A 12,133-nucleotide genomic window follows, 5' to 3' on the forward strand; every position below is an offset into this window, starting at 1 on the left:
CTAATATGAAAAATCAAGTTTGTGTTATAAGCATTTACGTGCCAAATTTAATCAAAGCAATTGACTTTTATACGAATACTTTAGGTTTTGAATTAAACAAACAGTATGGTCCGAAGATTGTATCACTAGTACATGAAGAGTTACCACTTGTTTTAGAAGAGAAAAATAATGCAACCTATAATCAAGATATTTCTGGAGTTGTATTAGGATTGCGAACGGAAGATATTTATGAAAAAGTTAAATTCTTAAAAGAGAAAGAAGTAAATTTTATTATAGATGAACCAACTAATTGTCCTCCGGGAAAATATATTAGTTTTAGAGACCCCTTCGGAAATATTTTAGAATACCTTCAATTTGAAAATTTGTAACAAGTATAATAAGTTCAACATAATTGTTGGACTTTTTTAGTCTTCTTTCTAACTAACCTTTTGCTTTAGTTTAACTAGAAAACAGAGCCATCTTATAGGTATTTTCTATTTCTTCTTTTGGTAAAGTCATTAAAATTTGATTACTCTTTTCTCTATTCAACATTTAACACTCTTGCCATTCCCCAAGAATTTATTTTTCTTTCATTACACTTTTAAACAACTACTTAATGGAACACTGAAAAATAGACTATCAAATGATGGTCATGTTTAACTAAAGCACCACGTTAGTAATAAATCATTCATTTATTAAGGTAAAATCTTCGCTTTTTCCATTCCATTCTACTTTTATTACTAACTCATCTTTTATACTTGTAGATGGGCTATTAGAAATCGGTAGATCTCTTTGATATATGCCCTCTATATTTAAAGAAGCATTATTCTCACCAAAATCTATTACTCCGTTACTCTTTGTTTCAACATAGTAAGTAAAAGTTTCAATATCCTGTTTGTTATATCCTTTGTAGTTAATCTGAATTTGATATGTTTCGTCGCCGTTAGTTTGATTAACAGATACTTTGGAGGACCAATTTTCACCATCGCCAACAAAAACTAAATCGTTCTTATTTGTCTGGCATGCAAACAATAATAGGATTACCAAAAATAAAGTTGCTAAAGTTAACTTTTTGACAGATATCACTTCCCATTATCAACTGGTTTTGTAAAAATTACCCTAATACCTTTATTTAACTATTCTTTCAGTTGTTTAAGACCATCATGTAAAAGGTATTTTTTGTTTTAGAAACATTTTAGTCGAACTGGGATTTAAGTATTGATTCTAAACCCTATATGAATACTTTTCTAATTTACACACATAATATTTTTGAATGAAAAATTATTATGAATGATAGGGAGTGCAATAATGGGAGTTCTAAGCGGTAACCCAAAAGATGAACCGTTACATTACGGTGAAGTATTTGCTTTATGGACTAATTTATCTACAAACAACGGTTTAATCGCTGCATATCAAACCTTTGCTAATCACACAGGTGATAAAGATTTAGTAAAGATTATTGAAGAATCGATTCAATGTATGAAAGACGAAAATAAACAAGTTGAAGTAATATTAAAAATTAATGGAATTGGACTACCACCTGCACCACCTGAACGGCCAGTTGCAAGACTAGAAGACATTCCTGCTGGTGCACGATTTAATGATCCTGAAATAAGTGCTGCACTATCAATGGATTGTGCCACAGGTTTAGTCGCATGCAGTAAGGCAATGGGTCAGTGTATTAGAGAAGATATTGCTTTAATGTATGGCCAATTCCATTTAAGCAAAGCCCAATTAGGAGCAAAGCTATTACGATTAAACAAAGATAAAGGTTGGCTTATTCCTCCACCACTACACTTAAAGTTTCCAGATAAAGAATAATAATTTTTTGGGCAATCTTATTTTGATTGCCCTTTTATGTTTGATTCACAATACGTGTTAAGTGTGAAAAAAACTCACTTTCTCCTATTTAATTAAACTGCCACTTTAGTTGAATAAGGCATTTTAGATGTTGCTTTAAAAATAAAGTTTGATTAATATACTCAAAATTAGTTAACTTTCAAGTTAATTTTTTCTTCATATTCGCCTGTACTAGTTCGCCATTTAATTTCTATATAAGCATGATTTAACGATATAATTGCGTCATCTATAACTCTTGGAGGATTATTACCTACGCTCGTCCCAAAATCTATAGCGGTTTGATTTTCTTGAGGTTTTCTTTCCCCACTACGTTCGCCTTCGTCAGTAACTAACGAATAAGTGACATATAGAAGTTCTTCATCTCCTGTATATTCAATTCCTCCTCTCTGATAGAGTTCCTCCTCAGTTACTTCATATATGTAATGTACTTTCCATAAGTCCCCTTCACCAGTAGCTTTAATAGTTTCTTGATTAGAATAGCAAGCTGTTAAAAGCAATATTGTAAGTAATAAAGTGAGTAAATTTCTCAACATAACTCCCCCTCTCCCCAAATCTAATATTGAATTATTTCTATATAATATCTATTTCAACACGCATCTAAACAATACCTCTTCACTAACCTTGCTTTAGTTGAAGAATAAAAAAGCCTTTACTCCTTCTTGAAATAAAGCTCCGGTAGTTAAATTAGGAGAAACATTATTATGCCTTTTATAAAACACAATCTTCTATTCAAATTTATCATCTAATTTCGATTTTATTTCTTCTAATAATTTATACTGCTTATCTTGTTTCTCTAAAATCCTATCTGTTAATTTTTCTAACGTTTTTGTAATAGACCATAAAAAAATCCATAAAAATAGAATAACTCCTAAGGCATCTATAATAAGCACCACCCTTTGCTTTTTACTTAAAACTGATTAGCTAATTCAATGTATTTGATCAACTAAACTGCCTGTTGAATAAGTTCAACAAAAAGAGCATAAATTCTGCTGGCGTATTTATACACATCTTCCAATCATTTTCAATAATTCATCTTAATACTAACCGTTCTTTTGAAAGATCCACTAATAACCCTTCATCTATGCTTTCTTATTAAACTTAACTGCCCCGTTAGTGAAGTAATCGATCCTAGAAAAAAGTATTATTTATCTCTATCATTACTTTGACTATCCTTTATCGTTTTTGCCATAGCAAAAAAAACAATTATTATTAATATAGTACAGAATACAATTATAGATGACATATACTTATCACCTCTCTCATTTTTGAGTATTCTTTGTATTATTTTACCATATAAATAAAAACTTGTTAAACTAAACTTCTACGTTAGTTTAAGCGTAACTTTTAACAATAAATCGCCGAAAACCACTTGATTTTTTGGACGTAAAAATAGACCATCGAATTGATGGTCTTGTTCAACTAAAGCAACCGTTACTTTAAGTACATTTATTCACAATCTTTATATTGATAAAATAATTCTTATCTCTAAGAAACCTTAGAGGTTAGATGATTTTAATCAAACGTTAAAACACATTATCAATCTTTTTATAAATGAACAAACTATATAATAAATAATCACTCTTTTTTACAAAGCTACACTATGAATCCACACTTTAAATAACAGATTCTAAACAAAATATCTTTAGTGTCAATCAAATATCGTTTCTTTTTCAGGGTTCCTCAAATATTCGAAGAGGGTTTTAATTTGTGATTCAGTATTCCTATTAGTAGAAAGCTGCGGTAAATTGTGTTCCGAAAAAAAATTAATATTATTCGTCTCCGTACCCAGAGTAGGTTTCCCTCCAATAATTTCACACATTATAAATATCTTATAATAATGATAAGCTTCTGGAGGATGAGAGTGTTTATTTTTATCCAATAATGCAATTAATCTAATCGGTATTACATCAAAACCAGATTCCTCTTTTATTTCCTTCACAACATTCTCAGAGGGAGATAGCCCTATATCGCAAAATCCACCTGGTAAAGCCCATTTATTATCAATATTTTCTTTTACCATTAAGATCTGATTATTTTTAAAAACCACACCACGAACATCAACTTTTGGAGTTTGGTAACCAGTTTCATTTGTAAATAAACCCCTTAATTTATCCATATCAAGTTCAGTATGTTCTGCCATAATTTCTATACTAATTTTTCGTAATTCTTCATAACGTTCAATATCATAAATATCTTTAGAAAAGGCCAATCCGGACTGGGACAAAGCCTGAATTCTTTTTGCCCACTCTAACCATTGTTTACTCATTTAGACACCTACTTTGAAGGAGATTTTAAATTCTTTTATTCTTTTTATTGACCATTTTAACGACTTTTAGTAGCGTCTATTATAACATTTCTTATTGAACTAACCTGCCCCTTTAGTTCAATAAGAAAGGAGCAGTCTAATACCGCTCTTTGATTTTCAACTAAAGCATCCGGTGGTTGAATTAGATTTTATTCCCTCGAGCTTTTAAATAAATACATTCCAACCGAACCAAATACACTAGTTACAGCAATTACAGTGACAGCAAAGATAACTTCTGAAGTTGAATGAGGTCTATTAGTCAATAATCCAAACCAGAGTAGCTCAATAAATAATATAAGCCCCCATAATATGAAGAATGCTTTCAATATATCGTGCTTCAAACTATCATCATCCCCCAAAAAATAATAATCCATCTTCAACTAACCTGCCGCGTTTGTTCAATAAGAAAAAAAGTCACCCGTATGTAAGAATACATCATTCAAATCTAATCAACTAAAATAGCACCATCAGAAATTGTTATAAAGTTTGCATTAAAACCGATTATACAGATTCAGAAAGCTATTATTTTCTATTACAGTTTTTTCTTCAGCTATTGTTACAGAATTTTCATTGTTTCCTAACACTAAGGTAAAAGTCGATATACCAATAAGAAGTGCCATGGCAAGGATACTATACATGTAAGTTCTTTTTTTTCATAAGCCAACTCCTTTCACCAAGTCTTTTAATAATAATTTCTTTTATCCATTACTGTTTCGATTTTCCATTCCATAATTCCTGCTAATTGAACTAAACTGCTATGTTAGTTGAAGTAGGAATGTTTGTACTTTTTTTAAGCGCTATTTTGAACTATAAGTGTTATAAACTCCCAATTTCTCAATCCTTAACATAAGAAATTGGACTTTTATCGTTACTTCAGAAAAGCACCCGTTTTTTGAAATACAAGAGTTAATCAAGTGTTTTGGTAAAATATAGAAATATAGTGCACTTATTCTACTGATTCCTCTAGTAGATTTGTAAAAAAACGTAAGGAAAAAGGTCAAATTTCGTTAACACAAACTTCATTAATCTATAAATATATCTACATATTAGTTTAACATCCATTTTCTAAAATAAATTTGAAAGATATTTTAGATAGGAGATGGAGAAGATGAGCAAAAAATTATTAATAGGTACAGGAGTGGCTTTATCGTTAATATTCAGCCCATTCAGTCAGGCGTTTGCAGTAGAACAAACAGTAGGTGAAAGAAAACAAGTTGAAAATGTAGCACACCGTGGTGCAACAGGTTATGCTCCTGAAAATACGATTGCTGCTTTTGATCTAGCAGTTGATATGAAAGCCGATTATATTGAAATCGATGTGCAAAGAAGTAAAGATGGTAAATTAGTATTGATTCATGATACAACAGTTGATCGTACAACAGATGGAACGGGAAAAGTAGGAGATTTAACATTTGAACAGCTTAGAAGTCTTGATGCAGGTAGTTGGAAAGGGGAACAATTTGTAGGAGAACCTATCCCAACATTTGAAGAGATTCTTGATCGCTACCATGGAAAAATTGGAATTTTAATAGAATTAAAGGCTCCAGAGCTTTACCCTGGTATTGAAGAACAATTAGCAGAAGTATTAAAAGAACGAAATCTCGATAAACCACAAAATGAAAAAATCATTATTCAATCTTTTAACTTTGAATCAGTGAAAAGAGTGGACCAGCTTCTTCCTCAAGTTCCAGTCGGTGTATTAACTTCTAACCGTGCAGATACAACATTGGAAGCTTTACAAGAATTTTCAACATATGCGGATTGGTTTAACCCAAGTTATGGAATTGTGACAGAAGAAGTAGTGAATCAAGTTCACTCTCAAGGAATGCAAATTGGTTCATGGACAGTACGTAGTCAAGAAGCAGCAGACTTCTTATTCGAAATGGGCGTTGACGCGATCATTTCTGATTATCCGGATTATGTAGATCCTAGAAACTAATATTACTGTAAAATAGTTTAAGAAAAGGGGTATTTGCTACTCCTTTTTTTGTTTGGATTTTTGTTGTTGGTTTTTTGATAATGGTTATCAGAGGTTATTGGATAATGATTTAAATGACTTGAGATTATGAAGTTCTGTACTTAAACTTACTTTAAGTATTAACTCTCACAATCTCTCCTAAACTTTAAGGTAGAGTTGTTATTTGTGTATCTAATTAATTAACGTTCCTCATAACATATAGGGTGATATAGACTAAACCTGCTTCGTTAGTTCAATAAGAAATAAGAGCAGCGTAGGCAGCTTAACGATTTTAGACTATAGCACCCTGAAATTTTAATCTATACCCCCTTCAACTAACCTGCTGCGTTAGTTGAAAATGAAAAATGCCCTACTCCCTCTGGACGTAAAGCACCCGTTACTATAAATATATTATTTTACATAACTAAAAAATTATTTTTCCCTCTATTTAAACAGGAATCTGTTGTTAATCATAAGTTTAGTGCCTTGCATCTAAAAGTAATTTTATTTCTATTATTTGTTCTGTGTGTCGCTGTTCATGTAAATGTATCTGTTCAATCCATTGGTCAAGTGGTAATTCACCTAAGGCAGGATGCTTAAATGACTTTTCCTCCAATATCGATTTATCCTCTATTGTATTAAGGAAAGTCAAAAATTTTTTTCTCGAATCGTTTAACAAATCAAGGATTGACTGAACTTCAAATGGTTCTACATCTGGATCAACGATTTCGGGAGCGTTAAACTTTTTCGTTCGATCCAATATAAGATGAACGTTTTTACGTTCTGTCTGTGTATTATCAACCTTTTTTAATCCCCATTCTATAGCCTTTATTGTTGCCTGTTCCACTAAAAATAAGTGATGACAAACTTGTGCTATACTCCACATATCCATACCAAGCCTACCATTAAATTGAGAATAACTTAATGAAGTAATCTCCTTTACTAAGTTATTTCTCGTTTCATACAGTTTGTCATTTACTAAATTAATCATGAAATTCTCCCTTCACCAGAAAGTAAATATCTAGGTTCCTATTCTATTTATATTCTCCATGACGAGAAGTATTCTTTGAGTATTATTTTACTATCCTGCTTTCGTTAATATTTTCCTTCTCAAAAGCAACTTCTTCGTTACTTACATAAAAAAAGTCATCGATTGTAGAAACACACCTTTCTCATAATAAGGAGCGGTTAACCACTCTTCAATATCACATATATAACCAAAGAATTCTTCTTGTAGTGACTCCTCCATTGAAAATTGGTATAACCCATTAATTCACTGCTTCGTTAGTTCGATTAGTATTCGACAGGGTTTCAACGCTATAGATCTTTCTTTTATTTCGGAGTTTTTTTCGAAACTATAAAAGGTTGAGTCCTTAAAACTTCTTTTCCATTTTCTGAGACAATAACTCGCACTTCTTTACCATCTATAATTCTTAATGGGTTCTTCATTGAAACATATAGTTCTCCTTGCTCATTAGGCTGAAATAAAGTTCCCCCAACCATAGTTCCAAATCGTATCTCTACATTTTCTTCAGGTCCAAAAACAACTCCTCCATTATTAGCTCCTCCAAGTGAAATTTCATAGTTTGAAGTTGGTTTTAATCCTTTTGCTAATACAATTACATCAATAATTCCATCATCAATCGTACTGTCATCGATTGCCTCAAATGCAACAGTTACTCTACCTGTTCCATCTTCAAAGGGTATATCTTCTGCCATATAAGCTCCGACTTCTGTAATACTTGCTCCATTTGAGCATCCAGTTAATAACAGTCCAAAAACTAACAAATTGATAATAAAACTACGCATAAGTATCCCCCAATATTGATTAATACACTTTATTCCTCTTGTCAGTAGAATTCCTTTTTAAACTAACCTGCACCGTTAGTACAATAAGGATTGTAATTAGTTGTATTTAAAAATGCTAATGAAATAATCTTCTTCGGGAAAATCACCTAAATACTCGAACCTATTATTCAAATAGTAACCTTTTAACTTCTCATTTCCAGCCCAACAGTCTAAATAAATAGTCTTCATTCCCTCAATTGCAAAAGAACGGGTAAAGTCCGTTATTACTGATCCATAATTATTACCTTGGTATTCTGGTAGAAGGGCAATTTGAAACAAATAATTACTTTTTTATACAAAAAGTACCAACTATTTCCTCATCTAAGAATAATACATACGCATAATTATTCTTTATTTCGCTAATAATTTTATTTACATCCCAAGGATAATCCCACTGGCAAATCCCTTTTTGTTGCAAAGCCAACGTGGCCTTATTTAATACATTCACCAATTGTTGCCGATCGTTTGACGTGGCTAATCTTATTTTTATCAATTTTTATTCCTTTCATCTACATTATCACGTAAACCACTCGTTAGTTGAATAAGAACGGTAATTCAACTAACCCTCCCATTAGTTTAAGTTTCGGGTTTTGTTTTAGAATACAGATATCCAATCCACGAAACCGAAGATACGATAATAGATAATATCAACAATAATTGTAGCTGTACTATTACCATAAAGGGACTTATTACCAGAATAGTTAAGAACGACAAAATCAATACTACAAGTAAAAATTGATTGCATCTCTTTCTTTTTTCAATGGGAATAAAATAAAATATAGGATAAAAAATAATTGCGCTAATCAACATAACAACGAATATTATGACTAAATAAAACATAATTTTCCCCCTGTTTATATTCCTATTAATAAAAATGGATTATTTTTCATTAATTGTAACATTCTATCCGCCCTAATGCTCTTTTCTTATTCAACTAAACTACCTCGTTAGTTAAAAGAAAAAAGAGTTGCCAGAGCAACCCATGTTCTTACTTAAGCCTCCATTAATTTAAGAAGTAATTACTTTTCCAGAGTTTGAAAATTTAAAGATTCCTATTATCAAACAAAACATACTAAATGTCCAAATGATTCCTGCAACCCCTATTTGAAATGAATTTTCTTCAGATGCCATTACGTGTTCATAATCAAAAGAAATAGCCTTTAAGAAAAAATATACTGCAACTGAGAATAATATTAGATGCAATAGTGTCCAGACATATGCAGAACTATTATTTTTCTTTTGTAACCAAAGTAACAATAAAGTTAAAATTGCAATCCCCATTACAACAGAAAAGCCTCCAATTAACAGTTCGAAAACACCTTCTTCTAATGGCATAAGAAACCCCTCTTTCAGATATTTTTAATATTGGTACTTATATTTACTTAAACAAACTTATTGAACTATCCTGCTGTGTTAGTTGAAGAGTAACATTTATCAATGGATCGTCGAAACCAAATTGATGTTTGGGACATTTAAATAGGCCATCGAAATAATGGTCTTGTTTAACTAAAACACCCGTTAGTTGAACAAGAAATTTTTAATTTTTTATCTCTATTTTTTTTGCTCCAGCTTGAGAAGGATATGATTCATTAATACCACCTCAACCCATACATCCACTTTGTGACCTATCTTTAAGCTACTTGTATCTTTATAACTTAGGAAGATAAGTGAAATCCTTTCATTATCCAACTCCTGAATTTCGCCAATTGTTTTATCTTTAATTTCTTCATATTTTTCCGAAGGAATTTCTTTAGCAACCAATATTCTTCCTTCTTCAACTTCTAGTATATAACCTTCTATTTTTAAATACTCTTCTGTCGATGTAGCTTCATTTTCTGTACATCCAGTTATTATATTAATTTTATACCATCCTTATTCAACTAACCTGCCCGTTAGTTTAAGTGTAACATTTCAAAATGGATTTCTGAGATCTACTTGAAGTTTTAATAAAAATAAGACCATCGCAATGATGGTCTTGTTGAACTAACTTTAATTCACCTATAAACCAAAAATCTCTTTTATAAATTTTCCCATCGTTCAGAGTAGGACGGTGTTGAAATAAAATTGTTTAAATATTGATGTAAAATACTTCATGGCACTTAAAAATATAGCAATAAAGTCGTTTAAGTCCAAAGGTTCTTCAACAATTGCGCCCTATTTTTGAAATAATGCTTATTAACCTAATCATTAGAATAACGTTCTAATAGTTTCTTTTTATGTGACTGAAACACTTCGTCTAGAGGGATATTGTACTTGTTTGCAATCACAATTAAATTACCTAATACATCCCCTAATTCTTCAGTTAATTCCTGTTTATTTTCCTCATAAGAACCCTGAACTTCATCGGGTCTATCCCTACCAATCTCAAGGGCTCTTATAGCTCGTGCAACTTCTCCCGTTTCTTCTGCTAGAAAGCCAATACGAATAAAAATGTCTAACTCAGACCAGCCCCTACTTTCATAATAATCCTTTACCCATTGTTGAAATTCAGTGACATTCATTTTATCTAACCTCCAATTTCAATATTTTAAGTTTAACAAATAAATGAAAGTTTTATATAATCTTTAATGGTGATTATTTAGGAGGCGATATATTGAAAAAATTAGCCGTATTTTGTGGATCGAGTAATGGAGCATCTGATGTCTATATAGAAGGTGCAAAAAAACTTGGTAAAGAACTAGCTAAACGAAATATTGCACTTGTTTATGGTGGAGCGAGTGTTGGAATTATGGGTGCTGTTGCAGATTCACTTTTAGAAGAAGGAGGATATGTAATAGGTGTTATGCCAAGTTTTCTAGAAAATAGAGAGATTTCCCATAAGAACTTATCAGAGTTGATCATCGTAGATTCTATGCATGAGAGAAAAGCAAAAATGGCAGATTTGGCAGATGGATTTATAGTTTTACCTGGTGGGCCAGGAACTTTGGAAGAGTTCTTTGAAATTTTTACGTGGGCTCAATTAGGACTTCATCAAAAACCATGTGGTCTATTAAATATTAATCATTATTATGATCCTCTTATCGCTTTATTTAATCATATGTCAGAGGAACAGTTTTTACATAAAAAGTACCTTACTATGGCATTAGTCGATAATGAACCAAAAGGAATACTTGATAAATTTAATATATATGAACCACCAACAGTAAAAACTTACATTACTGAAAAACAGATCTAATAGACCAAAACGGATTAAGGTTAATTAAACTTAATCTGTTATTTCTTAAACTGACGCTCCTTTAGAGCAAAAAAAAGCCACCAATTTGGCAGCTTAATCTTCAACTCAAGCGCCCTAGATTTGACTGCGGTTATACCTCGGAAGATTTAAGTGTACTTAGTCCTTATACTTTTGAGCCAATTTTTCCAATAAATTTTGTGCTAACTGATTTTTTTCTTGACATGATACTTCCCTCCATTGCGTTGTATCAGCAATTGAAAAGCATCTAAACAAAAAAAGTTCCTATGTTTGTACAAAACTCGTACAAATATAGGAACTCACTAATTTTTCTTATGCCCTCGGCAGAATTCAAACGAACTTCTTTAGAACCGGAATCTCTCGCGCTATCCATTGTAGTCCATCATGTGTCAATTCCCGAGTAAAACTATTACATCAAGTGATTTAGAGACTTTTAGCTAAAATCACTGCGTGTTATTTATGCAAACATCGGACCATCTAATACGCCATCACTCTTTAGGATGAAGAAATACCAGGATTTTACCATCCTGAGCGTCTTTAGAATAGCGTTCAGCTTCATCATCTGGGACTCCAATTTCCATAAGAGCATGCTTTAATCCGCCAGCACCAGAGCTGGCCCCTACGACTGCTCCTCCAATTGTTGTAATAATGGGACCTGCAGTCAACACAGCACCAAATCCGGGAATCAATACAGTGGATAACCCTGCTATCACGCCAGCTATACCAATTGCTCCTCCAGTTACAGCTCCAGCAATGGCTCCATCCTTAGTGGAGGGTTTTACTTCCTGTGTGATTTCCGATAGTTCTTTTGTATTTTTAGCAATAACTGAAATTTCCTCAGTTGTATAGCCTTTCTCTTTTAAGTCTTCAACAACTTCAGCCGCTTGTTGTTCATTTTCGTATACGCCAACAACATGATTCTTCATTAAAAATTACCTCCTATTTGCTTCAGCTATGTATTCTTTACCCGTTCTTTAGTTTTACTAGACAC

General features: G+C 32.0%; 15 protein-coding genes. 4 read left to right on the forward strand and 11 right to left on the reverse strand.

What is annotated here, in order from left to right; all coding sequences use genetic code 11:
- The first annotated feature begins 5 nt into the window (after nt 1–5).
- Entirely contained in the window at nt 6–368 is a 363-nt protein-coding gene (locus tag AN959_RS09155; protein ID WP_056830088.1) for a VOC family protein, read from the forward strand.
- Between the two features lie 295 nt (nt 369–663).
- On the opposite strand, the gene AN959_RS09160 is transcribed toward AN959_RS09155, so the two are convergent.
- Complete coding sequence (locus AN959_RS09160; protein ID WP_056830090.1) at nt 664–1,065, reverse strand: hypothetical protein; 402 nt, start codon at nt 1,063–1,065, stop codon at nt 664–666.
- Nucleotides 1,066–1,287: 222 nt separating this feature from the next.
- Between AN959_RS09160 and AN959_RS09165 the strand changes: the two genes are divergently transcribed.
- Nucleotides 1,288–1,800 carry a DUF3231 family protein gene (locus tag AN959_RS09165; protein WP_056830092.1) on the forward strand — a complete coding sequence of 171 codons (513 nt, stop codon included), beginning with the start codon at nt 1,288–1,290 and terminating at the stop codon, nt 1,798–1,800.
- Between the two features lie 167 nt (nt 1,801–1,967).
- Here AN959_RS09165 and AN959_RS09170 read toward each other — a convergent pair whose 3' ends face one another.
- From AN959_RS09170 to AN959_RS09180, 3 genes are all read right to left on the reverse strand, one after another.
- On the reverse strand, nt 1,968–2,369 hold the full coding sequence (locus AN959_RS09170) for a hypothetical protein (protein WP_056830094.1): 402 nt from the start codon (nt 2,367–2,369) through the stop codon (nt 1,968–1,970).
- 1,118 nt (nt 2,370–3,487) lie between these two features.
- Nucleotides 3,488–4,105 carry an NUDIX hydrolase gene (locus AN959_RS09175; RefSeq protein WP_056830096.1) on the reverse strand — a complete coding sequence of 206 codons (618 nt, stop codon included), beginning with the start codon at nt 4,103–4,105 and terminating at the stop codon, nt 3,488–3,490.
- A 188-nt stretch (nt 4,106–4,293) separates the two neighbouring features.
- Complete coding sequence (locus AN959_RS09180) at nt 4,294–4,518, reverse strand: hypothetical protein (RefSeq protein WP_156350750.1); 225 nt, start codon at nt 4,516–4,518, stop codon at nt 4,294–4,296.
- Nucleotides 4,519–5,252: 734 nt separating this feature from the next.
- On the opposite strand from AN959_RS09180, the gene AN959_RS09185 reads away from it, so the two are divergent.
- Nucleotides 5,253–6,083 carry a glycerophosphodiester phosphodiesterase family protein gene (locus AN959_RS09185; protein ID WP_056830101.1) on the forward strand — a complete coding sequence of 277 codons (831 nt, stop codon included), beginning with the start codon at nt 5,253–5,255 and terminating at the stop codon, nt 6,081–6,083.
- Nucleotides 6,084–6,579: 496 nt separating this feature from the next.
- On the opposite strand, the gene AN959_RS09190 is transcribed toward AN959_RS09185, so the two are convergent.
- From AN959_RS09190 to AN959_RS09225, 6 genes are all read right to left on the reverse strand, one after another.
- Nucleotides 6,580–7,092: a DinB family protein gene (locus tag AN959_RS09190; protein WP_056830103.1), complete on the reverse strand. Its 513-nt coding sequence runs from the start codon at nt 7,090–7,092 to the stop codon at nt 6,580–6,582.
- 341 nt (nt 7,093–7,433) lie between these two features.
- On the reverse strand, nt 7,434–7,910 hold the full coding sequence (locus AN959_RS09195; protein WP_056830105.1) for a hypothetical protein: 477 nt from the start codon (nt 7,908–7,910) through the stop codon (nt 7,434–7,436).
- Nucleotides 7,911–8,232: 322 nt separating this feature from the next.
- On the reverse strand, nt 8,233–8,442 hold the full coding sequence (locus AN959_RS09205; RefSeq protein ID WP_056830109.1) for a hypothetical protein: 210 nt from the start codon (nt 8,440–8,442) through the stop codon (nt 8,233–8,235).
- Nucleotides 8,443–8,957: 515 nt separating this feature from the next.
- On the reverse strand, nt 8,958–9,284 hold the full coding sequence (locus tag AN959_RS09215; RefSeq protein WP_056830113.1) for a hypothetical protein: 327 nt from the start codon (nt 9,282–9,284) through the stop codon (nt 8,958–8,960).
- 216 nt (nt 9,285–9,500) lie between these two features.
- On the reverse strand, nt 9,501–9,809 hold the full coding sequence (locus AN959_RS09220) for a DUF3221 domain-containing protein (protein WP_082460893.1): 309 nt from the start codon (nt 9,807–9,809) through the stop codon (nt 9,501–9,503).
- A gap of 320 nt (nt 9,810–10,129) precedes the next feature.
- Nucleotides 10,130–10,450: a MazG nucleotide pyrophosphohydrolase domain-containing protein gene (locus AN959_RS09225; RefSeq protein ID WP_056830116.1), complete on the reverse strand. Its 321-nt coding sequence runs from the start codon at nt 10,448–10,450 to the stop codon at nt 10,130–10,132.
- Between the two features lie 92 nt (nt 10,451–10,542).
- Here AN959_RS09225 and AN959_RS09230 point away from each other — a divergent pair, with 92 nt between their 5' ends.
- The gene (locus AN959_RS09230) at nt 10,543–11,124 is read left to right on the forward strand and encodes a TIGR00730 family Rossman fold protein (protein WP_056830118.1); all 582 of its coding nucleotides are present in this window, start codon (nt 10,543–10,545) and stop codon (nt 11,122–11,124) included.
- 506 nt (nt 11,125–11,630) lie between these two features.
- Here the strand turns inward: AN959_RS09230 and AN959_RS09235 are convergent.
- Nucleotides 11,631–12,068, reverse strand: coding sequence for a general stress protein (locus AN959_RS09235; RefSeq protein WP_056830120.1), 438 nt, complete (start codon nt 12,066–12,068; stop codon nt 11,631–11,633).
- Nucleotides 12,069–12,133 lie beyond the last annotated feature (65 nt).

The sequence above is a fragment of the Psychrobacillus sp. FJAT-21963 genome (assembly GCF_001420585.1).
GTDB lineage: Bacteria > Bacillota > Bacilli > Bacillales_A > Planococcaceae > Psychrobacillus.

Coding starts and splice junctions, on each gene's coding strand:
- AN959_RS09215 (WP_056830113.1), bottom strand. CDS start 9,284: ATGCCATTAGAAGAAGGTGTTTTCGAACTGTTAATTGGAGGCTTTTCT.
- AN959_RS09225 (WP_056830116.1), bottom strand. CDS start 10,450: ATGAATGTCACTGAATTTCAACAATGGGTAAAGGATTATTATGAAAGT.
- AN959_RS09235 (WP_056830120.1), bottom strand. CDS start 12,068: ATGAAGAATCATGTTGTTGGCGTATACGAAAATGAACAACAAGCGGCT.
- AN959_RS09195 (WP_056830105.1), bottom strand. CDS start 7,910: ATGCGTAGTTTTATTATCAATTTGTTAGTTTTTGGACTGTTATTAACT.
- AN959_RS09155 (WP_056830088.1), top strand. CDS start 6: ATGAAAAATCAAGTTTGTGTTATAAGCATTTACGTGCCAAATTTAATC.
- AN959_RS09175 (WP_056830096.1), bottom strand. CDS start 4,105: ATGAGTAAACAATGGTTAGAGTGGGCAAAAAGAATTCAGGCTTTGTCC.
- AN959_RS09190 (WP_056830103.1), bottom strand. CDS start 7,092: ATGATTAATTTAGTAAATGACAAACTGTATGAAACGAGAAATAACTTA.
- AN959_RS09165 (WP_056830092.1), top strand. CDS start 1,288: ATGGGAGTTCTAAGCGGTAACCCAAAAGATGAACCGTTACATTACGGT.
- AN959_RS09185 (WP_056830101.1), top strand. CDS start 5,253: ATGAGCAAAAAATTATTAATAGGTACAGGAGTGGCTTTATCGTTAATA.
- AN959_RS09180 (WP_156350750.1), bottom strand. CDS start 4,518: ATGGATTATTATTTTTTGGGGGATGATGATAGTTTGAAGCACGATATA.